This window comes from Allofranklinella schreckenbergeri (assembly GCF_003703475.1).
GTDB lineage: Bacteria > Pseudomonadota > Gammaproteobacteria > Burkholderiales > Burkholderiaceae_C > Lampropedia > Lampropedia schreckenbergeri.
The window spans coordinates 187,910-213,888 of sequence record NZ_RDQM01000004.1 but is presented as its reverse complement, the minus strand read 5'-3'; the positions used below and the strand labels follow the sequence as shown (position 1 = coordinate 213,888).

Here is a 25,979-nt window from a genome sequence, read left to right as displayed (position 1 = left end):
ATTACAAAACAGTTATGCCGAAATGGCATGAAATTTTTTCCTTTGATTGAAATTTTTGGCGTTATTCAGGCCCGCTGGGCGCTCGCCCCAGCGCGGGCAGGTGCCAATTCCAGCGCAGCGCGGCCAGGCGCACGAGCAAAGTCAGGGCGAACCCGGCCAGCATGGCCAAGGGCGTGTGGCCGGTGGCCGTTTGCAACAGCACGAAAGCGGCCGCGCCCGCAATGCAGGCGGTGGCATACACCTCTTTGCGCAGCACCATGGGGATTTCGCGTGCAAACACGTCGCGGATCACGCCGCCGCCCACGCCGGTGAGCACGCCCATGCTGATGGCCACAATCGCCGGCGCGCCCAGCGCCAGGGCTTTGCTGGCGCCGATGGTGGTGAAGGTCGCCAGCCCCAGGGCGTCGGCGCGCAGCAGCAGCCAAAAGCCCCACTGGCGCGAGACGATGCGCAGCAGCGGCAAGGCGGCCACGCAGGTCAGCACAATGCTCCACAGATACTCTGGCTGGCGCACCCAGAAGACGGGCACGCCCAGCACCAGATCGCGGATGGTGCCACCGCCGATGGCGGTGACCGCTGCCAGCACCAGCATGCCAAAGACATCCAACTGCAAGCGCCGCGCTTGCAGCAAGCCGCTGATGGCAAAGACGACGGTGCCGAATAAATCCAGCGCGTACAGCAGGCGGTCGGGCGTGAACATGGGCGTGGGCATGGGAGCAGGGGGATGGGGCGCAAAACAAGCGGGCGATGATAGGCCCAGCGCCGTCTGTGGCGCAGGCGGGGGCGGGTTAAGATTGCCCGCTCTTGACTTTGGCAAAAAACGCTGGATCGGCACGGGCGCTGCGCACGCGGGCGTGCCCAGCGTTTGTTTTTTTCGCTCTCTACCGAGATCCCCTATGCGTTCCCACGAAATCGCCAGGCAAACCCCCAGCATCCAGGTTTTTGAGCGCATGTACGCGATTTTGGATTTTCTGGCCGGGCACTCGCAGGCGGTCTCGCTCAAGGAAATCAGCGCGGCCACGGGGCTGCACCCTTCCACGGCGCACCGTATCCTCAACGATTTGGTGCTGGGGCGGCTGGTGGAGCGGCCCGAATCGGGCAGCTACCGGCTGGGGCTGCGCCTGCTGGAGCTGGGCAATCTGGTCAAGGCGCGCCTGAGCGTGCGCGAGGTGGCGCTGCCGCTGATGCGCGAGCTGCACCGCAGCACCCAGCAGGCGGTGAATCTGAGCATCCACCAAGGCGATGAGATTGTGTATATCGAGCGCGCCTTCAGCGAGCGCTCGGGCATGCAAGTGGTGCGCGCCATCGGCGGCCACGCACCGCTGCATTTGACTTCCACCGGCAAGCTGTTTCTGGCCGCGCAGGAGCCGCATTGGGTGCGCGGCTACGCCGCACGCACGGGGCTGGCGGGCAATACGCGCAACAGCATCACCAAGCTCGATGTGCTCGAACGCGAGCTGCACCGCGTGCGCGCCAGCGGCATCGCGCAGGACCGCGAGGAGCTGGAGCTGGGCGTGAACTGCATCGCCGCAGGCATTTACGACGACCAGGGCAAGCTGGTGGCGGGCCTGTCCATCTCCGCGCCAGCGGGGCGGCTGGAAGATGGCTGGATTGCCCGCCTGCGCCGCACGGTGGATGAAATTTCCGCCGCCCTGGGCCATGCCGCTGCGGGCGGGCAGGCGGCTTTGCGCTGAGGCGCCCAAGCGCCCACAGGCTTTGAAAGCGGGCCATGCACAAGCGCATCAACCACCTGGATACCTTGGCCCAGCGCCAGCAAGAGCGCACGGCGTTTTGGCTGCTGCATGAAATCCACCACGCCTTGCAGGCGGCCTTTGCGCCTGCGGCGTCGGCTGCGTCCGCTGTTCCCGCCGCCCCCGAACTGCCGCCCGATTGGCGCGGCTGGTGGGATTTGATCCGCTTCTGCCTGGGCCACCAATCCGTGGCCGACTGGCTGCGCCACGAGCGCGAAGCCCTGCAGCGCATCCAGGCCCTGGCGGCGCTGGCCCAGCAGGACGCGCTGGCCGACATCCTCAGCCAAGCCTTGCAAGGCCATGCCCAGCCCGCTGCGGTGGTGACGTTCAGCCAACTGGGGGCGGAGGATTTGCGCCTGGTGGCAGGCGCGCCGCCGCAGGAGCACTTCCAGGGGCAGGACTGGTCGGGCACGGACACAGCCATCCAACTGCACAGCGAAGGCCTGGCCCACACCATCGCCGCGCTGCTGCTGGCCGAGCGCGACCGGCTGTTTTTGCCGCCACCGCCCGCGGATTGCGCTGGCCCGCTCGCCGTGGCCGGGCCTGCGGCCGCTGATCACGAAGTGGCCGCCGCAGCAACCGCTGCTGCGCCCTCCAGCCTGTCACAAACCTTGCCGCACCCCCTGTCGCGCATCGTGGGCCGCCGCCAGCTCGCCGTGCGCCCTCTGGCCGTGGCCTCGGGCCAGGGACTGCTGCAACTGCCGGTGCAACACCATTGCGGCGCGGCGCTGGAAGCCGATTGGCTGGAGTTCTACCGCCTGCTCTGGGGCGAGCCGCTGGCGCCGCTGCTTGATGCCTGGGCCGAAGGCAACGGCGCGCGGCTGTTTTGCCACGGCGCCTCCATCGGCCTGACGCTGCACCCCATCGAGTATTGGCCTACCGCGCAGGCGCAAATGCTCGATTGGGCGCAGACGCGCACCTGGCCCGACGCGCCCGCCGCACTGCCCGACTGGCTGCGCAGCGCCGTGTGCTTTGCCCAAGGCGGCATGGACCACGAGCACTGGCTGCTGGTCACCCAAGGCGAGCTGGCCGGCTGCGTGCTGCTCTCGGAAACCGACGCACTGTTGGGCCGCCCGCGCTTTGCCAGCGTGGCGCAATTTTTCGAGGCGCTGGCCCATCGCCCCGCCGCCGTGCTGGGCGCCAGCGGCCATTTGCGCTACGCAGTCGATGGCGTGGTCTGCGAAGTGGCCGAAGCGATGGGGCGCCTAGTTTGAATTTCAATCAATGGAAAATTGAATTGAATACCATGTTGCCGAAACATAGTATTTTCGTTTCTTTTTGATTGGTAAAAAATTGTATTGCTGGCTGCATTGCAAGCCCTCATGCAGCCATCCGCCCCCGTTCGAATTCGCTGCGAAAGCGCCACAGCGCCAGCCCCGCGCCCGCCAACGCCAAACCCGCCAGCGTTGCCCCTGCCAAGCCGATAGAGGGCAGGCCCCCCTGGGCGATCACCTGGCTGCCCAGCAAGGCCCCGCCGCCAATGCCCACATTGAACAGGCCGGAAAACAGCGCCATCGCCACATCGCGGGCATCGGCTGCCAAGCCCAGCACCTGCGCTTGCAAAGCCAAGGCGATGCAGAGAAAGACGGCGCCCCACACCACCGTCAGCCCCAGCAAGGCCAGCGGGTGTGCCGCCGCCGGACGCAGGGCCAGCAAACACAAGACCAGCAGCGCTTGCGAGCTGAGCAAAAACACCGCAGGCCGGCGCAGGCCCAGCCAGCCGAAAAGGGCGCTGCCTATCAACCCCGCGCCGCCGAGCAGCAACAGCGCCAGCGTCACGCCATCGCAGCCCAGGCCGCTGACCTGCTGCACAAACGGCTCCATATAGCTGTAGGCGGTGAAGTGGGCCGTCACCACCAGCACAATCAGCGCGTAGGCGCTGACCAGCGCCGGGCGCTTGAGCAGCTTGGGCAGGCTGCGCAAATCGCCGCTGTTTTGGCTGGGCAGGCGCGGCAGCAGCGCCAGCAGGCACAGCAGCGTGCCCGCCGCCGCCACGGCAATGAGGGCGAAGGTGATGCGCCAGCCCAGGTGCTCGCCAATCACGCGCCCCAGCGGCACGCCCAGCACCATTGCCAGCGAGGTGCCCGTGGCCAGCAACCCCAGCGCCTGCCCCGCGCGCCCAGGCGGCGCCACGCGCACCACCAGCGCGGCGGTAATCGACCAAAACACCGCATGCGCGCAGGCAATGCCCAAACGGCCCGCCACCAGCACCGCAAAGTTCGGCGCTGCCGCGCACACGGCATGGCTGGCGATGAACAGCGCAAACAAGCCCGCCAGCAGCTTGCGCCGCTCGATACGGCGCGTGGCCAACATCAGCGGCAGCGAGGCCAGGGCCACCAGCCAGGCGTAAATCGTCAGCATCAAACCCACCTGCTCGGCAGGCATGGCAAAGCTGGCGCCGATACTGCCCAGCAAGCCCACAGGGGCAAACTCGGTGGTGTTGAACACAAAGGCCGACAGGCATAAAGCCAGCACCGCCAGCCAGGATCTGGCGGTGCTGGGCGGCGTTGGTGCTATGGGGGCTATGGGGGTGGGAGAGGGCATGGGCGGGCGCCTGGTAGATGGGGCAGGTTTTTTTGGGGTAAAAAACCACGAAAAAAGCGCCGATGAAGCCGATCCATCGACGCTTTGGGGCAAGTGCCTGGGCCGCCCGTGCGGGTTCAGCGGTGTTGCGGCCCGTTGGCAGGCGAGTAACGGGGGGCTTGAATCAGTCCACACCCACCATGACGCTGGAGGCCTTGATCATGCCATAGGCCTTGTCGCCTTCTTTCAGGCCCAGCTGCTCGGCCGAGTGGGTGGTGATGGTGGCGGTGATTTGCACGCCGGGGGCGACTTCCAGCACGACTTCGGTCGTTACAGGGCCTTTGGTGAGGGCAACAACCTTGCCGGGCAAAACATTGCGCGCGCTGATTTTCATGGTGGATTTCCTTATCAAAGGGGGCAGAAGAAAGCCGATTCTGACCGCGCCGTGAACAGACTCGCAGGGAGCAGCCTGCGAACGGCAGAGCTGCCAAGATTTTAGCTTTATGTGAGACGGTTTGTTTGTTAATAATTTGAGATTACTGGTTTTTTTGTCGTTTTCATTATTGCTGGGTACAACGCTTTTGGCACAATGCGCGATCGACAAAAATGGGTTTTGGAGGAACGGACCATGCATGTGACGACGAAATTTCGCCTGCGGGTGTACCGCGATGAGGTGGTGGCCATCGGGCCAGGCAAGATTGAGCTGCTGGAGGCGGTGCGCGATGTGGGCTCGATTTCCGGGGCGGCGCGCCATATCGGCATGTCCTATCGCCGCGCGTGGCTGCTGCTCGATGAGCTGAACAAATCCCTGACCTCGCCCGCCACCCAGGCCAGTACCGGCGGCGCGCACGGCGGCGGCGCGCGGCTGACGCCGGTGGGCGAAGAAATCATCGCCCGCTATCGCGCCATTGAAGAAAAAGCTTATGCCGCAGGGGCGCAGGATTTGGAGGCCTTGCAGCGCATGCTGGCGGCTTGAATGCCTTCCCCCTGTATTTCGCCATGAAAAAAAACCAAGGGCTGGAGAGATGTCCAGCCCTTGGGGTGCAGTGCAATTGGAGTAGTATTTTTTGATATTTTACAAATCAAAGGAAATGAAATTGCATTGTTTCGGCAATTTTGATGGAGGGTGTATTTTCCTTTGATTGGTCATCCTTATCGCTTGGGCAGGTAGCTGCTGGGGTTGACGGGCTTGCCTTGGCGGCGCACTTCGAAGTGCAGCTTCACGCGGTCGGCGTCGGTATTGCCCATCTCGGCGATTTTTTGGCCGCGCGCCACGCGCTGGTCTTCCTTGACGAGCAAGACTTTGTTGTGGGCGTAGGCGGTGAGGTACTCATCGTTGTGTTTGAGGATGATGAGGTTGCCGTAGCCGCGCAGGCCCGCGCCGGCATACACCACGTGGCCATCGGCGGCGGCCATGACCGGATCGCCCGAGGCGCCGCCAATATCAAAGCCCTTGTTGTTGGTTTCGTTAAAACCGGAGAGCAAAGGCCCGTTGGCAGGCCAGACGAATTGGATGCCGGAGGTGTTGGCCGGTGTGGCGTGGACGGTGGTGACGGGCGGCGTTTTCGGCGTGGTGGCCTGGGCGCTGCCTGTGCTGGCGCTGCCTTGGGGCTGGATGGGGCGCACTTCCACGCCGCTGCTGGCTGCCTGGCTGGCAGTAGCGGCAGCCGCAGCGCCAGCAACGCTTGCACGGGGCTGTGCACTTGGGGGCACTACGCGCAGAATCTGCCCGACTTCGATCACGTCGGCATTGGGGAGTTGGTTCCAGGCGGCGATGTCTTTCCAGCTCTGGCCGGTTTCCAGGCCGATGCGGATGAGGGTGTCGCCTGGCTTGACGGCGTAATGGCCGGGCGGCACGGGGACGATGGGGGCGACGCTGCCTGTCATGCCGTCAGGGCCGGTGCGGTTTTCCACCGGGGCGCCGGAGTTGAGGGAGACGCTGGAGCAGCCAGCCAGCACACAAGCCGCAACCAAACTGCTCAAGCCCAGCCATCGTTTGGGAGAGTGCATCGGTGAATCCTTTGTAATTGACGAAAGAGGGGGGTGTTGGAGGAGCTGCCAGCGCTGCGGTCCCGGGCGATCAAGAGCCGGTGTTGCCTGCTTGCGCCAAGCCTTCGCATAGGAGGCTCTCAATAGGCCGGAAACTGGCGCTAATCAACGCCGGATTTTAATGGAACAAAGTGCACGGCCTCGAGCGCGTGCTGGCGCACGCCGGAGGCGGTTTTGTCGATCACCAGCAGTTGCTGGGCACCGCTGGCATTGGAGGTGGGGGCGATGATGCGCCCGCCGATGGCGAGCTGGTCCACCCAGGCTTGGGGGATGGCGTCGCCGCCTGCGGCGCTGACGATGGCGGCGTAGGGCGCGCCAGCGGCGTAACCGGCCATGCCATCGCCAAAGAGCAGGTGCAGGTTGCTTACGCGCAAGGGCCGCAGGTGGCTGCGGGCGCGCTCGTGCAGGCCGCGCACGCGTTCGATGGAATAGACCTCGCTGGCGATGTGGCTCATCACCGCAGCTTGGTAACCGCAGCCGGTGCCGATCTCCAGCACGCGCATGGGGATGCGGCTGGCACCTGGGGGCACGCAAGGCGCTTGCAGGGCCAACGAGAGCATGCGGGCGACGACCGAGGGTTTGGAGATGGTTTGGCCAAAGCCGATGGGTAGGCTGTTGTCCTCATACGCCTTGGTCATCAAGGCCGAGTCGATAAAGGCATGGCGCGGCACGGTTTGCATGGCGTGCAGCACGGCGGGGTGCAGGTGTGGCAAGGCGGCCAGGCGCTTGACCATGCGCATGCGTGCGCTTTCCTGCCCGGGGGGATCGACGGGCAGACCCCATGAAGCAGCAGGGGCGGTTGCCGGCGGGCGCTCGGATGGGGGGTAGGTGGCAATCGGTGCAGGGGTGGGAGTGGCTGGCGCGTTTGCGGGTTGGGCGCCGGGCGAAACCAGCGGCGCCGATGGCCCCAAGGGCTGGCGCGGCACGGCGCCAGCGCCGCCCAGGCCACGCCGCCCCGTTTGGCTGGGCAGCACCTGGGCGGGAAAGCGTGGTTTGCGGGGCGTATTCATGCCGATTCGCCCAGGTGGTTGAGGTCCAGCTCGGCCAAGGGCATGGCTTGGCGCCAGTCGGGCAGGCCGTTGTGGTCGGTCAGGTCGATTTGCAGCGGCGTGACGGCCACATGCCCTTGGGCGACAGTGTGAAAGTCCGTGCCTTCGCGGGCGTCGGCGGCCTTGCCCGAGGGGCCGATCCAGTACATGGTGCGCCCTTGCGGGTTTTGCTGTCGGATGACGTTTTTCGCGGCGTGGCGACGCCCCAGGCGGCACCAGCGCGCAGTTTGCAGGCTGGCCAGGGGAAGGTTGGGGATGTTGACGTTGAGCAGCCAGGGGCGCGCGCCGATTTGGCCGCGCGCGCGCAGCAGGGCGACCAGGCGCGCGGCGGTGATGGCGGCGGCGTCCAGGTGCGCCCAGTCTTTTTCCACCAAGGAGAAGGCGATGGCGGGCACACCCATCAAATAGCCTTCCATGGCAGCGCCAACGGTGCCGGAGTAAATGGTGTCATCGCCCATGTTTGCGCCGTTGTTGATGCCGGAGACGACCAGATCCGGGCGCTCGTCCAACAGGCCCGTGAGTGCCACGTGGACGCAGTCCGCAGGCGTGCCGTTGATGTAGCGAAAGCCGTTGTGGGATTCAAAAACGTACAGCGGCGCATGCAGCGTTAGCGCGTTGGATTTGGCGCTGTTGTTGTACTCAGGCGCGATGACTTGCACTTGCGTATCGGGTAGGGCCGCAAGGGCTTCGGCCAGGGCCACGATGCCAGGGGCGAGGTAGCCGTCGTCGTTGCTCACCAAAATTTTCAGCATCAGTGCTCCAGCAAGGTTTGCAGTTGATCGTCCCAGAACACGGTGTGGATCTGCCACTGTTCGCGGGGCTTGTAAAAAATGCAGCTCACACGCAGCGCATGGCGTTCGAGCTTGAGGAGATAGGCGTGCTGCACCAGGCTGGCGCCTGCGCTGTGCGTGTGCACCCATTCGTAGCCCAGCGTGGCGCCGTAGGTTTTGTTCAATTGCTTGAACTGAGCGGCGGTTTCCTTGGCCAGGCGGGTAATTTCTTGTGGCGGCAGGGGCCAGTGGGGGGCCAACGCTGCAAAGGCGTGCTCCACGCGCGATGCAGCCATGGCTTCCAGAGCAGCATCACACAGCGTGCGCGTGGCGTTGAGGCTGGCCAGCGCGGGATCGGGTTGCTGCTGGCGTTTGCCCGCCGCGCTGGTGCGGCCTGTGAGGGCGCGTGTGCCTTGCTCAATGGGCAGTTGCATCAGGGGCGTGTCGATCTGGGGCATCTCCAGCAGCTCGATGATGTCCGCTTGCTCCAGCGCAGGCTGCGTTTGCGCGGCGGCTGGCGCGGCCGCCAGCACCCAGGCGAGCCCAGCAAGGGCAAGGCCGATGGTGTGCGGCAGTGGCGAGGCGGTGGGCATGCTTATTTCACCAAGCGCAAAGCGGGGCGTTTGCTTGCGGGCGCAGGGCCGTTGCCGTCGGGCGGCTCGTCGCCTTCTGTCACGGGTGTGGCCGAAGGAGCCAATGTGGGCTTGGGCGGGGCGCTTTCGGCAGGGGCTGGCGCGAGGTAGCTGTCCGAGACGGTAAAGGCCATGCCCTGGTTGTTCTCGCGCGCGTAAATGGCCAGCACGCGGTGCACGGGGACGATGATTTGGCGCGCCACGCCGCCAAAGCGGGCCTGGAATTCGATGTATTCGTTGCCCATTTGCAGCTTGTCGGTGGCGTCGTAGCTGAGGTTGAGCACGATTTGCCCGTCGCGCACGAATTCGGGCGGCACTTGCACCGAGCCATCGACTTGAACGGCCAGATAGGGGGTAAAGCCGTTATCGGTGCACCATTCGTGCAGAGCGCGCAGCAAATAGGGTTGGGTGGAGGGCAGTGCGTCGTCGTCGGCGTGCATGGTGGGCCTGCGGCAAGGTGTTGGGGAAGGGAGAAGGGCAGAGAAAATGCAAAAGGCGGCATTGCCGCCTTTGCTGTGCCGTTTAGCGGCGCATCACTTTTTCGGAAGGGGTGAGCGCTTCGATGTAGGCGGGGCGCGAGAACATGCGCTCGGCGTATTTCAGCAGCGGGGCGGCGTTGCGGCTGAGTTCGATGCCGTAGTGCTCCAGGCGCCAGAGCAGGGGGGCGATGGCAACGTCGAGCATGGAGAAGTTCTCGCCCAGCATGTATTTGTTTTTCAGGAAGTTGGGCGCCAGTTGCGTGAGGCGGTCGCGGATGTGCTGGCGGGCTTTCTCCTTGGCCTTGGCGTCGCCAGACTCCAGCGTGGAGACGTGCACGAACAGCTCTTTCTCGAAGTTGAGCAAGAACAGCCGCACGCGGGCGCGATCCACCGGGTCGCCGGGCATGAGTTGCGGGTGGGGGAAGCGCTCGTCGATGTACTCGTTGATGATGTTGGATTCGTAGAGGATGAGGTCGCGCTCGACCAGGATGGGCACCTGGCCGTAGGGGTTCATCACGTTGATGTCGTCGGGTTTGTTGAACAGATCCACATCGCGGATTTCAAAATCCATCCCCTTTTCAAACAGGACGAAACGGCAGCGGTGGGAGAACGGGCAGGTGGTGCCGGAGTACAAAACCATCATGGCAAAGGGGTTCCTCAAAAAATGAAAGCGGCCCGCGCGGCGCATGGGGCGGGCAGCGGGCGATCATACAAAATTCACCTTGGCGATTTCAAGCCAAGGTGCGGCGCCACACTGGGCGAGTGGGCGCTGGTAGCCGAAAGTCTTTATTTTTCTAAACCAAAAGGAAATAAAAATACCTTGTTTTGGCAACTTGGTAATTGAGTTGATTTTACTTTGAATTGCAATTTACGGGGGTGTTTCTTGCAGCATCCAGGCTAGGGTGTCGCGCAAGGCGATGGGGGGCAGGGGCGGTTGTCCCAGCGCTGCTTGCAGCGCGGTGGTGTCGGCGCAGAGTTCGCGCACCTCATTGGCGCGCACAAAGGCGGGGTTGACGCGCACTTGCAGGGTATGGCCGGTGAGGTTTTGCGCCATCTCGATGATTTCGCCCAGGCTGTGCAATTGCCCCGAGCCGATGTTGAGAATGCTGCCGCTGGCGGGCATGGGCGCTTGCAGCAGGCGGCGATAGACGGCGGCGACGTAGCGCACGTCGGAAAAATCACGCCAGACGTGCAAATTGCCCAGCTCGATTTGCGCCGCACGGCGGCGGAAGTGGGCCACGATCTTGGGCACCAGGTATTGCTCGCCTTGCCCCACGCCGGTGTAGTTGAAGGGGCGCACGATGAGCAGGGGCAGGGCGGGCGCCCAAAGCTGGGCCATCATCTCCATGGCGGCTTTGCTGACGGCGTAGTCGTTGGCCGGGCGCATGGGGGTATCTTCGCCCAGGCGGCCAGCAGCGGCGTTGCCGTAAACATTGGCGCTGCTGGCCAGCAGCACGCGCGCAGGTTGCTGCCTCAGCTCGGCCAGCGCTGCCAGCAGGTTGCGCGTGCCGATGAGGTTGACTTGGTAAAAGTCCTGCGCCTGGCCGTGCGCCACGAAGGCCACGGCCGCCAGGTGGATGACGGCTTGCGGCTGCGCCGCGCGCACGGCGGCGGCCACGGCAGGCGCATCAAGCAAATGGGCGTACAGGGGCGTGACGCCTGCGGGCAGGCTTTCTTGCGGCGTGGCCGCGCTTTGCAGCAAAGCCGAAACCTGCCAGCCGTGCGCCAGCAGCTCCTGCACCACGTACCGGCCGGTAAAACCGCTGGCGCCAGTGACCAGCACGCGGGGTTGGCTCGCAGCGCTCTCCATACGGCCCTCTGTGCGGTTCAGAAGGAAAAACCCGCGCGGTTGCGGCGCAAATCGGCCTCGACCATCATCTGGCAGAGCTGCTCCAGCGAGGTTTGGGCTTGCCAGCCAAGCAGCTCGCGGGCGCGGCTGGCATCGCCGATGAGCAAATCGACTTCCGCCGGGCGGTAAAAGCGCGGGTTGACGCGCACCAGCGTTTTGCCGGTGGCGGCATCCACGCCGATTTCGCTCTCGCCGCTGCCGGAGAATTCCAGCGCGATATCGGCGGCCTTGAAGGCCATGCGCACAAAGTCGCGCACGGATTCAGTGCGGCCGGTGGCGACGACGAAGGTGTCACCCGCATCGGCTTGCAGCATGCGCCACATGGCGTCAACGTATTCCTTGGCAAAGCCCCAGTCGCGCTTGGCGTCCAGGTTGCCCAGCTCCAGCGCGTCAAGCTGGCCCAGGCGGATTTTGGCGACGCCGTCGGTGATTTTGCGGGTGACGAATTCGCGCCCGCGCAGCGGGCTTTCGTGGTTGAACAAGATGCCGCTGGCGGCAAAGATGCCGTAGCTTTCGCGGTAATTGACGGCCATCCAGTGCGCATACAGCTTGGCGACGCCGTAGGGGCTGCGCGGGTAGAACGGGGTGGATTCCGATTGCGGCACCGCTTGCACCAGGCCGAACATTTCCGATGTGGAGGCTTGGTAGAAGCGCACTTTCGGATTGACGATGCGGATGGCTTCCAGCAGGTTGACAGCGCCGATGCCGGTGATCTCCGCCGTGGTGATGGGCTGCGCGAAGGAGACGCCAACGAAGCTCTGGGCAGCCAGGTTATAGACCTCGGTGGCCTCGGTGTGCTCCAGCAGGCGGATACTGGCCGACAAGTCGGTCAAGTCGTATTCGACCAGCTCCAGGTTCGGATGGTTGGCAATGCCCAGCTCCTCCATGCGCCAGAAATTGACGGAGCTGGTGCGGCGAAAAGTGCCGAAGACGCGGTAGCCCTTTTCCAGCAACAACTGCGCAAGGTAGGCACCATCCTGCCCGGTGATGCCTGTAACAATGGCTTTTTTCATGTGTTCTGTATGCGTGAAGCGAGAAAGGCAGGCATTGTAGGCAATGGCTCATACGCTTTTCCCTGCACGCCGTGTGCGTTGCGGCTCGTTCGTGTGCGTCCTTGGTGCGCCCCCGCGCATGCTCTTGACAGCCGCACTACACTGATCTTTGGCCTGACGCAGGCCGTTTTTTGTTTGTATCGAGAGAGGACCTACCCGCATGGCGCTGATTCCTGTGACCATTCTGACCGGCTTTTTGGGCGCCGGCAAAACCACCTTGCTGAACCGTGTGCTGCAAGAGTCGCATGGCCAGCGCATTGCTGTCATTGAGAACGAGTTTGGCGAAGAAAACATCGATAACGAAATCCTGGTGCGCGAGGGGCAAGAGCAAATCGTGCAAATGAGCAATGGCTGCATTTGCTGCACCATTCGCGAGGATTTGCGCAGCACGCTGCAAGAGCTGCTGGACAAGCGCCGCAGCGGGCAATTGGCGTTTGATCGCGTCATCATCGAAACCACAGGTCTGGCCGACCCCGGCCCAGTGATCCAGACTTTCTTCATGGACGATGAGATGGCGGAGAACTTCATGGTCGATAGCGTGATTACCTTGGTCGATGTCAAGCACGCCCAGCAGCAGTTGAACGACCGCCAGGAGGCGCGCCGCCAAGTTGGCTTTGCCGATCAGATTTTCCTGAGCAAGACCGATTTGATCTCACCGCAGGAGAAGGCAGCGCTGATCCACCGCCTCAAGCACATCAACCCGCGCGCGGCAATGGAGGAGGCGCATTTTGGCCAGGTGCCGCTGCACCGGGTGCTGGATTTGAAAGGGTTTAATCTCAATGCCAAGCTCGATATCGATCCGGATTTGTTGAGCGGGCCTGAGCACGGCCATCACCACGACCACGACCACGAACACGAGCACGACCACGGGCATTGCGGGCACGACCACGCGCATGGTGAGCATTGCAGCCACCCCCACCACCATCATCATGATGACGATGTGAAAAGCTTTGTCTTTCGGGCGGTGCGCCCTTTTGATCCGGCGTTGCTGGAGGATTTCCTGGGTGCCATCGTCAACGTGTACGGCCCGCGCATGCTGCGCTACAAAGGGGTGCTGCATATGAAAGGGGTACAGCGCAAGGTGATTTTCCAGGGCGTGCATCAGCTCATGGGCAGCGACTTGGGGCCTGTCTGGGGTGAGGGCGAGGTTCGAGAGAGCAAAATGGTTTTCATCGGCATCGATTTGCCCCGGGATATCTTGATTCAGGGGCTGGAGCAGTCGCTGACGTCTTGAAAATCAACCGCTTTCCAACTGTTTTCGCACGTATAAGCTGGCCAAACGAATGTGGCTACAATCCGCCCCCGCGCCTGGAGGGCGGCCGCTGGCATGCGGTGGCCGCTGGCGATGCACGAAGCTTTAATGAACGACCAACCTAAAGAGGCAATTGAGAGACATGGCAACCAAAAGTGCGGCCGCGCCGACCAAGACGGCGGCTAAAGCCAGCAAGGCGACAAGCAAGAGCAAACCCCTGGACGTGACCAGCTTGACGGACCAGGATGTGCTGGCCATGCCTGAGGACGACTACATGAACGACGTGCAAATGGCGTTCTTTCGCCATCGCTTGGTCGCGCTGAAGGAGGATATGTTGCGCAAGGCAGGCGCGACGACGGAGTATTTGCGCGAGGAAGTCTCCGTGGTGCCTGACCCGGCCGATCGCGCCACGATCGAGGAAGAGCATGCGCTGGAGCTGCGCACGCGCGACCGTGAGCGCAAGCTGCTCAAGAAAATTGAGCAATCTATCGCCAGCATCGATGCGGGCGACTACGGCTATTGCGAAGAGACAGGCGAGCCGATTGGTTTGCCGCGCCTGCTGGCCAGACCGACCGCTACGCTTTCGCTGGAAGCGCAGCAGCGCCGTGAGATTCGGCAGAAGATGTTTGGCGCGTAAACGGGCATTCATAAGGCCCAGCTTGAGCTATGCCTCCCCCACCCCCGCAGAGTCCCCCCCCTACCAGCCCGCCACCTCCATCGGTGGGCGGGCTGCTGTCGAAGGTGGTGAAGTTCGTCAGCAATCCGACCAAGGATTGGAAGGACTTGGATCAGCCGGAGGTGAATGCGGAGGAAGAAATCAACGCCCAGCAATTGCGCGAGCGCATAGAGCGCAAACGCCGCAATGACTTTATCCGCCGAGCAGAGTTTGCGCACCTGCGCAAAATCATCAACGGACGCAAAAAGCAGCGCCAGGCCCATATGACGCCCAGCGTCCTGGCCGTGCTCACCAGCAACCGGCCTGGATCGCAACTGGGTGACTACAAGCCAGCCTTGGCACCGCAGGCCACGCGGGAGGGCACGCTGCAGAAAATCAACGAGATTGAAGAGCAGCTCTCGCGGCAATGGTGGCAAGGCGGGCAGCAAGGGCGCAGCAGCAAACAGGCCGACATGCAAAGTCGGATGGCGCCTGCGCCGCCAGCGGCAGTAGAGGACGAAGCGGTTTCGGGCTTTTTCCTGACAGGCTCAAGCTTGTTTTTTGCCGATGAGGTTGCTGCCCAGGTGCGCGCCGCGCGCCGGGCGATGGAGCAGGGGGAGCAAGCATTGCAAGCGCCATTGGCCGACTGGGTTGCCAAGCTGCGCGATATAGATGCCGTGTTGGCGTTTTACGGATTTGAGGAGTTATTTGTGCATCAGGCCGATTTGGAAGAAGCGTCCATCCTGTTTGCCAGCAACCGCGTGGCGGAGGCTGAGAAAGTGCTGATTGACGTGATCCGCAAGCATGCGGGCGCACCGTTGGAGCAGCAGGTCGATATCTGGATGACGTTGTTCGACCTTTATCGCGCTATTGGCGCCCAGGACCGCTTTCACGCGGTGGCCATCGATTTCGCCAAGCGTTTCGATCGCTCGGCGCCGGTGTGGTTTTCCATGCCTGAGCAGCTTGGCAGCGAGTCGCAGGTCAGTGGGGACAATCGTCGCCCTTTCTCCTGGATGAGTTCGCCGGAAGTTTCCGTGCAAACCGTGGCGACGGCATCGGCGTTGCGGCAGAGAGCGCGCGCGCCTTACACCTTGAACTGGACGCGGCTGAAAAGCATCCAGCCCGAAGCGCTGCAGGCTTTGATCCAGTTCGTGCAGGATTTGAGCGCGCAGGAAGGCGTGGTGCAGTTTTCCGGGGCGGAGAATTTGATGCGCATCATCGAGGCGCATACGAGCGAAGGTGGCTCCTCGGTTGATCGCAACTGGTGGCTGCTGCGGCTGGCGCTGCTGCGGCTGATGGGCGATGCGGAAACGTTCGAGCTGGCCGCTTTGGACTACACCATTACGTACGAGGAATCCCCACCGGCGTGGGCGCCGCCGACCGCGCGCTACGGGGCTGGCGACAACCCTGAGCAAACGCCAGAGGAGGCGGGTGAGGGCGAGGCGGACAAGCCCGTGATGCAAAAAGGCACGCTGCAAGGCCGTATCGAGGACGACGCCACGAGCCAGCTCGAACAAGCGGTGGCGGATTTGCCTGAGCGCGCGCCGGTGGATATCGATTGCAGCAAGCTGGTGGCGATGGATTTCACCGCCGCAGGCTCGGTGCTGAACTGGGCGGCGCAGCAGCAAAGTGAAGGGCGCGCGGTGGTGTTCAGCAATCTGCATCGGCTGGTCGCCATTTTCTTTTCGGTGTTGGGTATCCAGGAGCATGCCCGCGTGGTGCCGCGCAAGAATTGAGATCGCCTTTGGGGCGCAACCCCGCTGGGCAGACGGGCGACCGTCTGCCCAGCGGGGTTTTAATTTTTAAATCATTAATAAAAGCAATTTTAATACCATCATGCCGAAATAGGGTGATTTGTTTTCTTTTTGATTTGTAATAAATGAGGGGGTCGATGTTGGAGGCTCTGCTTGGGCGAGCGCCTTACGCCCCGTGCTGGCCGCAGCCCTCAACAGCGTGCCTGCCTGTTGCCTTTTTCAAGCGCATGGCTTGAAGATGGCGCAAGCGCCCTTACTTCGGTGCCCATGCAACAGTTTCATGGAACCACCATCCTTAGCGTCCGCCGTCCCGATGCCCAAGGGCGTATGCAAGTGGCCATCGGCGGCGACGGCCAGGTCACGCTGGGCAATATCGTCGTCAAAGGTTCGGCGCGCAAAGTCCGCAGGCTCTACCACAACCAGGTGCTGGCGGGCTTCGCAGGCGCCACGGCCGATGCCTTTACGCTTTTTGAGCGCTTTGAAGCCAAGCTGGAAAAACACCAGGGCCACATGGCCCGCGCCGCGATTGAGCTGACCAAGGATTGGCGCACCGATCGCGTGTTGCGTCGTTTGGAGGCAATGCTGGCTGTGGCGGATAAAAACGTCTCGCTCATCATCACCGGCAACGGCGATGTGCTGGAGCCGGAGCAAGGCATCGTCGCCATCGGCTCCGGCGGCGCTTATGCCCATTCGGCCGCCAAAGCGTTGCTGGAACACTCCGACCTCTCTGCGGAAGCCATCGTGCGCCAGTCGCTCAAAATCGCGGGCGAGCTGTGCATCTACACCAATCTCAACCACACCGTTGAAGTGCTGGATTGAGTCTTGGCGCCTTTTGCGCAGCGTGCGGCTGAGTCAGGCTGTGTGCGTGCGCCAGATATGGCGTGCGGCGCGGGCCAGGCGCTGTCTTTTCTTCTTCTTTTGATCCATTGCATCTCCCCATGTCTTCCATGACGCCCCAGGAAATCGTCTCCGAGCTTGATCGTCACGTGGTAGGCCAGCAAGCGGCCAAGCGTTCAGTAGCCATCGCACTGCGCAACCGCTGGCGACGCCAGCAAGTGCCCGAAGGCTTGCGGGCCGAGATCACGCCGAAAAACATCCTCATGATTGGCCCCACAGGCGTGGGCAAGACGGAGATTGCCCGCCGCTTGGCGCGCCTGGCCGATGCGCCCTTCATCAAGGTGGAGGCAACCAAGTTCACCGAGGTGGGGTACGTGGGCAAGGATGTGGACTCCATCGTGCGGGATTTGGTGGAGGTGGCCGTCAAGCTCGAGCGTGAAAATGAAATGCGCCGCTTGCGCACACGAGCTGAGGATGCGGCGGAAGATCGCATTCTGGATGTGCTGGTGCCCATCCCCAGCTCGCCTTCCAGTGATGCCGCGCCAGCGGACAACGCCACGCGCCAGGTATTTCGCAAAAAGCTGCGCGAAGGCCAATTGGACGACAAGGAAATTGAGCTGGAGCTGGCAGCGCCCAAACAGCAGTTGGAGATTATGGGGCCTGCGGGCATGCAGGATGTTGCCGAGAGCTTGCGCGACTGGATGGAGCAGATGCAGCAGACTCAGAAAAAAAAGCGCAAGGTGCGCATTGGCGAAGCGCGCCGCTTGCTGGTGGATGAGGAAGCGGCCAGCCTGGTTAACGAGGAGGAGATTCGCAGCCGTGCCCTGTTTAACGCAGAGCAAAACGGCATTGTGTTTATTGATGAAATCGACAAGGTGGCTGTGCGCAACGAAACTTCCGGCAGCGATGTTTCTCGCCAGGGGGTGCAACGTGATTTGCTGCCGCTGGTTGAGGGCACGACGGTGCAGACCAAATACGGTTTGGTGAAAACGGATCACATGCTGTTCGTTGCCTCTGGCGCTTTCCACCTGAGCAAGCCCAGTGACTTGATTCCGGAGTTGCAGGGGCGCTTTCCCATTCGCGTCGAGCTGGCTTCGCTATCCGTGGCGGATTTCGTCGCCATTTTGGCCAGCACGCATGCGTCCATTGTTGAGCAATACAAGGCGCTGCTGGCGACCGAAGGCGTCACGCTGCAATTCCAGCAAGATGGTATTGAGCGCTTGGCGCAGATTGCCTACGACGTTAACGAGCGCACGGAGAACATTGGTGCACGGCGCCTGGCTACCGTCATGGAGCGTTTGCTCGACGAGGTGAGCTTCCAGGCCACCCATATGAGCGGCCAGACGGTGGTGATTGACGCCGCGTATGTGAATGAAAGGCTGGGCGAACTAAGCCGCGATGAGGATTTGTCGCGTTACATCTTGTAGAGATGCCAGTTTTAGAGATCTTTATCTCACTCATTACTTTCTAAATCGGGTGTAACCCATTATTTTTAAACAGCTAGGCCGCCAGTGTCACTTGTTGACACTGGCGGCTAACTTATTGATTCGACTGCAAAAAATTGTCTCTCGCAGAATTAGCTTCAGCAAATCCTGCTACAGTGACACTTCGTGCCGAAATAGGCCCTTATGTGGTTTTATGTGGAATAGGGGCTGGCCTGCATTTGGGTTGAATCATGCTTTTCCAGGGGATTTCCTCCGTCACTATCGATGCCAAGGGGCGGCTTTCTGTGCCGACCCGGTATCGGGACGTCCTGGTAGGGCAGTTTGAAGGGCGGGTCACGCTCACGCGCAGCCCCGATGGGTGCTTGATGTTGTTTCCGCGCCCCGATTGGGAGCGCTACCGCACCAAGGTGTTGGAGCTGCCCGAATCTGCCAAATGGTTTAAGCGCATCCTGGTGGGCAGCGCACTGGACACCGATATAGACGCCACAGGGCGCTTGCTGGTGGCGCCTGAGTTGCGCGAGGCTGCCAAGCTGACAAAAGGGGCGCTATTGCTGGGTATGGGGAGCTACTTCGAGCTGTGGGATAAGGCCATTTACGAAGAAAAAGAAGCGGCGGCCATGGCCGAGGGCATGCCTGATGCGCTGAAAGATTTCACTTTTTGACGGGGTGCTGAGATGCAGTTTGAGCACACTACCGTCCTCCTTCACGAGGCTGTTGATGCATTGTTTGGCGCCGTTGAAACGCGCCCGGCAGGCACGCCTTTGCGCTGGGTGGATGCCACATTTGGGCGCGGTGGCCATAGCCGAGCCATTCTGGCGCGCATGGGCGTTGCCGATGAATTAATCGTTTTTGATAAAGATCCGCAAGCCATTGCCTGTGCACAAGCGATGGGGGATGCGCGCATGCAAATCCGCCACGAAGGGTTTGCCCATTTGGCGCAATTGCCAGAGGCCAGTGTGGATGGGGTGTTGTTGGACTTGGGCGTGAGTTCGCCTCAACTTGACGATGCCAGCCGTGGATTCAGTTTTCGTATGGATGGCCCGCTGGACATGCGTATGGACAGTACGCGTGGACAAACGGCGGCGCAGTGGTTAGCACACGCCGAACAGGGCGAGATTGCCGAGGTGATACGTGAATATGGTGAAGAACGGTATGCTGGCCGCATTGCAGCGGCGATTATTGCTCGCCGACAGGAGCGGGGGGCTATTGCCCGCACCGCAGAACTTGCCGCACTCGTGGCTGGTGCGGTCAAAAGTCGTGAGCCGGGGCAGAACCCTGCGACGCGCACCTTTCAGGCTTTACGGATTTTCATCAACGCAGAGCTTGAGGAATTGCGACAAGCGCTAGAAGCGGCGTTGCGGGTGTTGCGTCCGGGTGGTCGCCTGGTAGTGATCAGCTTTCATTCGCTGGAAGATCGCATCGTCAAGCGGTTTATTGATGCGCATGCGCGCGAGCCTGGCTACGACCGTCGTGTGCCCATCGTGAGCGCTCAGGTGCAAGCCATGCCACTGGTTGCGGTGGCGCGCATTCGCCCCAGCGCGCAGGAGGTAGCCGCCAATCCTCGGGCGCGCAGCGCCATCATGCGCGTGGCACAGAGAACGGAGGCAGTATGGTCGTGCGTCTGAATCTGTTGCTGCTGTTGTTGGCGGTGGCGTCGGCGTTGGCTTTGGTGCGCGTGCAATACGATGCGCGGCGGTTGTATTCCGAGCTGGACAAGGAAGTTCGTCTGGCGCGGCAATTGGAGACGGAGTTTGAAGCGCTGCAAGTGATGCTGCGCGCGCAAGCGGCTGCGGTACGGGTGGATCAATTTGCGCGCACCGATTTGCAAATGCGCGCTGCCACGCCCGCAACGACTCGGTATGTCCACGAGCCAGCTACGCGCACGCAGCGGGTGCTGGATCAGGCCGCTCCTGTCGGTTCTGAAGGGGGCGCGCCATGAGCAGGGTGCGTCCTGTCGCTTACGCCACCAGCCCGTTGCTGGCCAGCAAGGCGCCTGTTTGGCGTAGCCGGTTTGTACTGGTGATGTTGGCGCTAGTGTTTCTGGGGTTGATCGTGCGCGCTGCGTATGTGCAGGTGTTCTCCAATGAGTTTTTCCAGACGGAAGGGGAGAAACGGTATGCCCGCACCGTGGACTTGCCAGCCAACCGCGGCAAAGTGCTTGATCGCAACGGCTTGATTTTGGCATCCAGTGTGCCTTTTGCCATCGTATCGGCGAATCCGACGGAGTTGAGGAAGGGAGGGGCAAAAGCCAGCGATTTGACCCGGTTGGCTGAGTTGCTGGGGATCACGCTGAAGGAGCTGAACGATAAGCTTGCTTCCATTAGCGGTTTTGGTCAGGTGCGGGTGGGCCGCCCTGTGGAGTGGGAAATTGGCCAACAAATTCAGGCCCTTGGGATCCACGGCGTTTATTTGGAGAAAGGGTACAAGCGTCAATATCCCGAAGGCCCGGCAGTCTCCCATATCGTGGGCTTTACGAATTTAGAGGACAAAGGCCAGGAAGGAATAGAGGCCGCCTATGACGCCAAACTCGCTGGCGTGGCGGGTTCGCGTCGTGAGATCAACAACCGCCTTGAGCAAACGATTGAGGGCTATGAGGTAGCGCCTGTCGATGGCAGCGATGTGCACCTTGCCATCGACAGCAAGGTGCAGTTTTTCACCAATAGAAAATTGCTGGAGCAGGTACAGGCGCATAAAGCCAAGGCTGGTAGCGTGGTGGTGCTGGATGCGCGTACGGGGGAGATTTTGGCGCTGGCCAACTACCCCAATTACGACCCTGCCGAGCGCTCGCGGCTGACGCGCGATGAGCTGTACCACCGCTCGCGCAACCGTGCTTTGACCGATGTTTTCGAGCCAGGCTCGGTGATGAAGCCGCTGACTGTGGCGATGGCCCTCGAAGCGGGAGTGGTCAATCCGCGCACGGTGATTAATACCCATCCTGGTCACATCATGGTGACGGGAGCCAGGCTCTCGGATGTGCGCAATTTCGGTAACTTGACGGTTGAAGGCATCATCCAGAAATCCAGCAACGTAGGCACAACCAAGCTCGCTCAGATGATGGAGTCGAGCTATATGTGGGAGGTACTCTCGGCAGTGGGCTTTGGTGAAAGGCCGCAGATCGGCTTTCCTGCGGTGGCCAGCGGCAGTTTGCGGCCCTGGAAGACTTGGCGCCCCGTGGAGAAGGCCACCATGTCCTATGGCTATGGGCTGTCGGCCAGTTTGTTGCAAATGGCCCGCGCCTATACCGTGTTTGCCAATGAGGGCGTTTTGTTGCCCGCTTCGCTGATTCGACGCGAGCAGCCGCCGGTGGGGGTGCAGGTGTTCTCACCCAAAACGGCGCGGGCAGTTTTGAAGATGCTGCAAATGGCCGCTGCGCCGGGCGGCTCGGGTCAGCGCGCGCAGACTGTGGGCTACTCCGTGGGCGGTAAGTCCGGCACGGCACGCAAGCAAATCGGCAAGCACTATGCGGCTAATAAATACCGTTCGTGGTTTGTAGGGCTAGCCCCTATTGAGGATCCCCGCATCATCGTTGCCGTCATGATTGATGAGCCCAGCGCAGGCCAGTATTACGGCGGAGCTGTTGCCGCGCCACTGTTTAGTCAGGTGGTGCAGCAGACCTTACGCTTGCTGGGTGTACAGCCCGATATGGATGTCAAGCCGCAAATTGTGGCCTCGGGGGTCGATGAGGAGGAGGTGTTGCAATGAGCGTGCTGCAACGTCTGGATACGCCCGAGCAAGCGGTGGCTTGGCTGCGCCAGCGTGTGCATGCAGGCGCGCGCTTGCACAGCGATAGTCGGTTGTTGCAGTCGGGTGATGTTTTTTTAGCTTGGCCTGGGTTCGCCCAGGATGGGCGCAAGCATGTTGTGGCCGCATTGCGTTCGGGTGCTTCGGCAGTGTTGGCGGAAGCGTGCGACGCAGACTCCGCCGCTTGGTCGCGCGAAACGAAAGCGCGGCACAGCCTTGCTTTGTGCGAGGGGTTGCAACGCATGGCTGGTGAAATTGCTGCCTTGTGGTGGGGGCAGCCTAGCGCTCAGATGGATGTGCTAGCCGTCACTGGAACCAATGGCAAGACGACACTGGCTTGGTGGCTGGCACATGCCAGCGGGAGTGCGGAGGCGCCATGCGGTTATATCGGCACTTTAGGCGTGGGCATCCCTCCAATGGTGGCGGAAACAGGCATGACTTCGCCAGATGCCCTGCGTTTGCAATGGGAGCTGAGTTGCCTGCGTAAGCAAGGTGCGACTGCATGTGCTTTAGAGGCTTCTTCCATCGGTTTGGAGCAAGGCCGTCTCAATGGCACACGCATTCCTGTGGCGGTATTTACGAACCTCACGCAAGACCATTTGGACTACCACGGCACTATGCAGGCTTATGGGCGGGCCAAACAACGCTTGTTCGAGTGGCCTGATTTGCAAGTGGCTGTCGTCAATGCGCAAGATGCTTATGGCGTCAAGCTCCGTGCACTGGCAAGCGCGCGCACTGGTCTGGATGTGTGGGATTACGCTGTGGCTGCTGAGTCTTTGCCTGTCGCGCGCGCGCGCCTGATGGGCGTGGACGTGCAATTTGGTGACGGCAGCGCCATATTCGAAGTGCAGGAGTATCCGCACAGCGCACCGGATGAACAGACGAGCCCGGTTCAAAGCCTGCGCATGCGGGCAGGTGTGACAGGGCTTTACAACGTGCAAAACGTTTTGGCGCTTTTGTGTGTATTGCGCGCGCGGGGGGTGGCGTTGGCGCAAGCGGCAGCATGGTGTGCCAATTTACCCGCTGTTCCTGGCCGTATGCAGATCGTGCCAGCTCAGCCAACGCAACCGCTGGTGGTGGTGGATTACGCACATACCCCGGATGCCTTACGCGCAGCCTTGCAGGCGTTGCGCCCTGTGGCACAGCAGCGGGGTGGGCAGTTGAATGTGGTGTTTGGTTGTGGGGGCGATCGTGATCCGGGCAAACGCCCGCTGATGGCCATGGCGGCAGCGCAAGGGGCTGATGCGTTATGGATCACCAGTGACAACCCGCGCCGGGAGCACCCCGCCGCCATCATTGCTCAAGTGCTAACAGGTCTCACTTTGGCGCAACGTCAAGCCGCACACATTCTGGAAGATCGCAGACAAGCGATTGCGCAGGCGGTGACCCAAGCCAATGCTTGTGATGTAGTGCTGATTGCAGGCAAGGGGCATGAGGATTACCAAGAAGTCAAAGGCGTCAAACACCCATTCTCAGATATGCAAGAGGCACAACAGGCATTGGGACTGCGCAGCGCAGCTCAGAAAGTGAGGGGCGCATGATGATGAGCTTGGCATTGGCCGCGCAACTTTTGGAGCAGGGCGGAGTGCCCTGCACGGTGTGCGGTGTGACAGACCCCGCGGCGGTTGCGTTGGAACGGGTGCATAGCGATAGTCGCACCTTACAAACGGGCGATTTGTTCGTAGCGTTGGTTGGCGAGCGTTTTGATGCGCACGATTTTCTTGTTCAGGCGCGCGATGCAGGCAGTGCGGCTGCATTGGTGCAAGCAGGCAGAGCCATCAAAGGGCTGCCATGCCTTGAAGTGGCGGATACCCGAATTGCTTTGCAAGCACTGGCGCGCCAGTGGCGATCTCTCTTTGAGATTCCGGTGATTGCGGTGACAGGGAGCAACGGTAAAACCACTGTTACGCAAATGCTCGCCGCGATCTTGCGTGCTGCTTATGACGATGCCTGCCTGGCAACGCAGGGCAATTTCAATAATGAAATTGGTCTGCCGCTGATGGTGTTGCGATTGCGTTCGACACACCGCGCAGCCGTGTTTGAACTGGGCATGAACCATTCTGGCGAAATTGCGTTGTTGGCTGGGATTGCCCAGCCCACGGTGGCGTTGGTAAACAACGCTCAGCGAGAGCACCAAGAATTCATGCACAGCGTGCAGGCTGTGGCCGAAGAAAATGGCGCCGCTATCAGGGCATTGCCTGTTGATGGTGTGGCGGTATTCCCCGCTGATGACGCTTACAGCGCGCTGTGGCAGAGCCTGGCAGGTGCACGCACCGTTCACACCTTTGGTGTTGCGCAAGGTCGCACCCGCATCCTGCAAGCCCAATGGCACATTGACATGCACGCGGGTTGGGCATTGGACTTGTGCGTTGATGGTGTACCGGCTCCCGTAACGTTGGCTGCTTTAGGTCAACACAACCTCTGCAATGCGGTGGCCGCCGCCGCCGCTGCCAGTGCGGCGGGAGTACCTCACGAAGCCATTGTTCAGGGGCTGAATGCCTTTCGTCCGGTGAAAGGGCGAGGGGTCTTGCATGCGGTGGTGTACGCCGATGGCACCCGCCAATGGCTGGTGGACGATTGCTATAACGCCAACCCGGATTCTGTTCTGGCTGCTATTGATGTATTGGCTGCCCTTCCTTCCCCGCGCCTGCTGGTGTTGGGCGATATGGGCGAGGTGGGCGAGCGTGGCGAGCAGTTCCATGCGGAAATAGGAGCCTATGCCAAAAGCCGTGGCATTGATGGCTTGTGGAGTTTGGGAAGGTTAGCAGGGCATGCTGCCGCTGCCTTCGGTAATGCGGCGCGGCATTTTCAGGATATGGCGACGTTGAGCCAAGCGCTGGCTGTGCAAACGCCTGCTCTGGCAAGCTTGCTTGTCAAAGGTTCGCGTTTCATGGCAATGGAGCGTGCGTTCGAGCATGCCCTGCATGCTGCTCAGCAAGCAGGCGGGAGGGTGCAGCCATGATGCTTTGGCTCTCGCAAATTTTGTTGGCGCTAGCGCCTGATGGGCTGAGCTTTTTGCGTGTGTTTCAGTATTTGACCTTCCGCGCCGTGATGGGGGCCATGACGGCGTTGGTGATTGGCTGGGTAGCTGGTCCGCGAGTGATTCGCTATTTGGTTTCGCTCAAAATCGGCCAGCCTGTGCGCGAATACGGCGTGCAAACCCATTTGGTTAAAAGCGGCACGCCCACAATGGGTGGAGCGCTTATTCTTATCGCCATCGCCATTGCGACATTGATGTGGGCCGATTTGAGCAATCGCTTTGTATGGATTGTGCTGCTGGTCACGCTGGGCTTTGGGGCGATCGGTTGGATGGATGATTGGCGCAAGGTCGTGCGAAAAGATCCGGAGGGCATGCCTGCGCGCCAAAAATTCTTATTGCAAACCCTGATCGGTTTGGTTGCAGCGTTGTATCTGGCCTTCAGTATTTCCGAGGTGGATAACTGGCGTGTATTGGTGTTGTTTGCCGAATGGGTGCGCTCGGGCTTCTCTCCCGACTTTGAACTCAACACACAATTGACCGTGCCCTTTTTCAAGGGGGTGGCCTATCCCTTGGGCGTGCTGGGTTTTGTGGTGTTGAGCTTTTTGGTCATTGTGGGCGCCAGTAATGCCGTCAACTTTACAGATGGGTTGGATGGGCTGGCCATCATGCCTGTGGTCATGGTGGGCGCATCGCTGGGTGTCTTTGCCTACGTCACAGGTCATGCCGTGTACGCGCGTTATCTGTTCCTGCCTTATATCCCGGGAACGGGCGAATTATTGGTGTTTTGTGCTGCCATGGCTGGGGCGGGCTTGGCTTTTTTATGGTTCAACGCCCATCCTGCCCAAGTGTTCATGGGGGATGTGGGCGCGCTGGCATTGGGCGGCGCGTTGGGCGCCATTGCTGTCATCGTGCGTCAGGAGTTCGTGCTGGCCATTATGGGCGGCATCTTCGTGGCAGAAGCGCTCTCTGTCATGCTGCAAGTGGTTTGGTTCAAGTACACGCGCCGTCGTTATGGCCAAGGGCGACGCCTGTTTTTGATGGCGCCTCTGCACCATCACTTTGAGAAAAAGGGGTGGAAAGAGACACAGGTGGTTGTGCGCTTTTGGATCATCACCATTTTCCTGTGCATGGTGGGGCTGGCCAGTTTGAAGCTGAGGTAGG

26 protein-coding genes are annotated in these 25,979 nt (G+C 61.4%); 15 read left to right on the top strand and 11 right to left on the bottom strand.

Annotated features, from left to right (window positions below):
• Positions 1 to 61: 61 nt before the first annotated feature.
• A complete protein-coding gene (locus EBQ26_RS04705) occupies positions 62 to 712 on the bottom strand; it encodes a trimeric intracellular cation channel family protein (protein WP_238944143.1) in 651 nt (216 codons plus the stop codon).
• A 184-nt stretch (positions 713 to 896) separates the two neighbouring features.
• Here EBQ26_RS04705 and EBQ26_RS04700 point away from each other — a divergent pair, with 184 nt between their 5' ends.
• Entirely contained in the window at positions 897 to 1,694 is a 798-nt protein-coding gene (locus EBQ26_RS04700) for an IclR family transcriptional regulator (RefSeq protein WP_122237853.1), read from the top strand.
• A gap of 35 nt (positions 1,695 to 1,729) precedes the next feature.
• Positions 1,730 to 2,965, top strand: a complete 1,236-nt coding sequence (locus EBQ26_RS04695) for a hypothetical protein (RefSeq protein WP_122237852.1) — start codon at positions 1,730 to 1,732, stop codon at positions 2,963 to 2,965.
• Between the two features lie 106 nt (positions 2,966 to 3,071).
• Here EBQ26_RS04695 and EBQ26_RS04690 read toward each other — a convergent pair whose 3' ends face one another.
• Both EBQ26_RS04690 and EBQ26_RS04685 read right to left on the bottom strand, forming a co-directional pair.
• On the bottom strand, positions 3,072 to 4,295 hold the full coding sequence (locus tag EBQ26_RS04690) for a sugar transporter (protein ID WP_122237851.1): 1,224 nt from the start codon (positions 4,293 to 4,295) through the stop codon (positions 3,072 to 3,074).
• 163 nt (positions 4,296 to 4,458) lie between these two features.
• Positions 4,459 to 4,668 (bottom strand): TOBE domain-containing protein, encoded by a 210-nt coding sequence (locus tag EBQ26_RS04685; RefSeq protein ID WP_122237850.1) that lies wholly within the window; start codon positions 4,666 to 4,668, stop codon positions 4,459 to 4,461.
• A gap of 234 nt (positions 4,669 to 4,902) precedes the next feature.
• On the opposite strand from EBQ26_RS04685, the gene EBQ26_RS04680 reads away from it, so the two are divergent.
• A complete protein-coding gene (locus EBQ26_RS04680) occupies positions 4,903 to 5,250 on the top strand; it encodes a winged helix-turn-helix domain-containing protein (RefSeq protein WP_122237889.1) in 348 nt (115 codons plus the stop codon).
• Positions 5,251 to 5,426: 176 nt separating this feature from the next.
• Here EBQ26_RS04680 and EBQ26_RS04675 read toward each other — a convergent pair whose 3' ends face one another.
• The 8 genes from EBQ26_RS04675 to gmd form a co-directional block, all read right to left on the bottom strand.
• Entirely contained in the window at positions 5,427 to 6,284 is an 858-nt protein-coding gene (locus EBQ26_RS04675; protein WP_122237849.1) for a peptidoglycan DD-metalloendopeptidase family protein, read from the bottom strand.
• A 140-nt stretch (positions 6,285 to 6,424) separates the two neighbouring features.
• Entirely contained in the window at positions 6,425 to 7,333 is a 909-nt protein-coding gene (locus tag EBQ26_RS04670) for a protein-L-isoaspartate(D-aspartate) O-methyltransferase (RefSeq protein ID WP_122237848.1), read from the bottom strand.
• On the bottom strand, positions 7,330 to 8,121 hold the full coding sequence (surE, locus tag EBQ26_RS04665) for a 5'/3'-nucleotidase SurE (RefSeq protein WP_122237888.1): 792 nt from the start codon (positions 8,119 to 8,121) through the stop codon (positions 7,330 to 7,332). Before surE ends, EBQ26_RS04670 begins: the two co-directional genes overlap by 4 nt.
• A gap of 2 nt (positions 8,122 to 8,123) precedes the next feature.
• Positions 8,124 to 8,735, bottom strand: coding sequence for a hypothetical protein (locus EBQ26_RS04660; protein WP_122237847.1), 612 nt, complete (start codon positions 8,733 to 8,735; stop codon positions 8,124 to 8,126).
• 2 nt (positions 8,736 to 8,737) lie between these two features.
• Positions 8,738 to 9,214 (bottom strand): ClpXP protease specificity-enhancing factor, encoded by a 477-nt coding sequence (locus EBQ26_RS04655; protein ID WP_122237846.1) that lies wholly within the window; start codon positions 9,212 to 9,214, stop codon positions 8,738 to 8,740.
• A gap of 82 nt (positions 9,215 to 9,296) precedes the next feature.
• A complete protein-coding gene (locus EBQ26_RS04650) occupies positions 9,297 to 9,896 on the bottom strand; it encodes a glutathione S-transferase N-terminal domain-containing protein (protein ID WP_122237887.1) in 600 nt (199 codons plus the stop codon).
• Between the two features lie 225 nt (positions 9,897 to 10,121).
• Positions 10,122 to 11,063, bottom strand: a complete 942-nt coding sequence (locus EBQ26_RS04645) for a GDP-mannose 4,6-dehydratase (RefSeq protein WP_122237845.1) — start codon at positions 11,061 to 11,063, stop codon at positions 10,122 to 10,124.
• Positions 11,064 to 11,080: 17 nt separating this feature from the next.
• Positions 11,081 to 12,115 (bottom strand): GDP-mannose 4,6-dehydratase, encoded by a 1,035-nt coding sequence (gmd, locus tag EBQ26_RS04640; protein ID WP_122237844.1) that lies wholly within the window; start codon positions 12,113 to 12,115, stop codon positions 11,081 to 11,083.
• Positions 12,116 to 12,314: 199 nt separating this feature from the next.
• Here gmd and EBQ26_RS04635 point away from each other — a divergent pair, with 199 nt between their 5' ends.
• The 12 genes from EBQ26_RS04635 to mraY all read left to right on the top strand — a co-directional run bounded on the left by EBQ26_RS04635 (position 12,315) and on the right by mraY (position 25,978).
• Positions 12,315 to 13,388, top strand: a complete 1,074-nt coding sequence (locus EBQ26_RS04635) for a CobW family GTP-binding protein (protein WP_122237843.1) — start codon at positions 12,315 to 12,317, stop codon at positions 13,386 to 13,388.
• 160 nt (positions 13,389 to 13,548) lie between these two features.
• Complete coding sequence (gene dksA / locus EBQ26_RS04630; RefSeq protein ID WP_122237842.1) at positions 13,549 to 14,043, top strand: RNA polymerase-binding protein DksA; 495 nt, start codon at positions 13,549 to 13,551, stop codon at positions 14,041 to 14,043.
• 29 nt (positions 14,044 to 14,072) lie between these two features.
• A complete protein-coding gene (locus EBQ26_RS04625; RefSeq protein WP_122237841.1) occupies positions 14,073 to 15,797 on the top strand; it encodes an STAS domain-containing protein in 1,725 nt (574 codons plus the stop codon).
• Between the two features lie 285 nt (positions 15,798 to 16,082).
• Positions 16,083 to 16,634 carry an ATP-dependent protease subunit HslV gene (hslV, locus tag EBQ26_RS04620; protein ID WP_122237840.1) on the top strand — a complete coding sequence of 184 codons (552 nt, stop codon included), beginning with the start codon at positions 16,083 to 16,085 and terminating at the stop codon, positions 16,632 to 16,634.
• Between the two features lie 119 nt (positions 16,635 to 16,753).
• Positions 16,754 to 18,079 carry an ATP-dependent protease ATPase subunit HslU gene (gene hslU, locus EBQ26_RS04615; RefSeq protein ID WP_122237839.1) on the top strand — a complete coding sequence of 442 codons (1,326 nt, stop codon included), beginning with the start codon at positions 16,754 to 16,756 and terminating at the stop codon, positions 18,077 to 18,079.
• Positions 18,080 to 18,327: 248 nt separating this feature from the next.
• Entirely contained in the window at positions 18,328 to 18,759 is a 432-nt protein-coding gene (gene mraZ / locus EBQ26_RS04610) for a division/cell wall cluster transcriptional repressor MraZ (RefSeq protein ID WP_122237838.1), read from the top strand.
• Between the two features lie 12 nt (positions 18,760 to 18,771).
• On the top strand, positions 18,772 to 19,722 hold the full coding sequence (gene rsmH, locus EBQ26_RS04605; RefSeq protein WP_122237837.1) for a 16S rRNA (cytosine(1402)-N(4))-methyltransferase RsmH: 951 nt from the start codon (positions 18,772 to 18,774) through the stop codon (positions 19,720 to 19,722).
• Complete coding sequence (ftsL, locus tag EBQ26_RS04600) at positions 19,707 to 20,036, top strand: cell division protein FtsL (protein ID WP_122237836.1); 330 nt, start codon at positions 19,707 to 19,709, stop codon at positions 20,034 to 20,036. Before rsmH ends, ftsL begins: the two co-directional genes overlap by 16 nt.
• Positions 20,033 to 21,799 (top strand): peptidoglycan D,D-transpeptidase FtsI family protein, encoded by a 1,767-nt coding sequence (locus EBQ26_RS04595; RefSeq protein ID WP_122237835.1) that lies wholly within the window; start codon positions 20,033 to 20,035, stop codon positions 21,797 to 21,799. The genes ftsL and EBQ26_RS04595 overlap by 4 nt, the downstream gene beginning before the upstream one ends.
• On the top strand, positions 21,796 to 23,379 hold the full coding sequence (locus tag EBQ26_RS04590; RefSeq protein WP_122237834.1) for a UDP-N-acetylmuramoyl-L-alanyl-D-glutamate--2,6-diaminopimelate ligase: 1,584 nt from the start codon (positions 21,796 to 21,798) through the stop codon (positions 23,377 to 23,379). The genes EBQ26_RS04595 and EBQ26_RS04590 overlap by 4 nt, the downstream gene beginning before the upstream one ends.
• Entirely contained in the window at positions 23,379 to 24,800 is a 1,422-nt protein-coding gene (locus EBQ26_RS04585; RefSeq protein ID WP_122237886.1) for a UDP-N-acetylmuramoyl-tripeptide--D-alanyl-D-alanine ligase, read from the top strand. The genes EBQ26_RS04590 and EBQ26_RS04585 overlap by 1 nt, the downstream gene beginning before the upstream one ends.
• Positions 24,797 to 25,978, top strand: a complete 1,182-nt coding sequence (gene mraY, locus EBQ26_RS04580; protein WP_122237833.1) for a phospho-N-acetylmuramoyl-pentapeptide-transferase — start codon at positions 24,797 to 24,799, stop codon at positions 25,976 to 25,978. The genes EBQ26_RS04585 and mraY overlap by 4 nt, the downstream gene beginning before the upstream one ends.
• The last annotated feature ends 1 nt before the right edge of the window (position 25,979 follow it).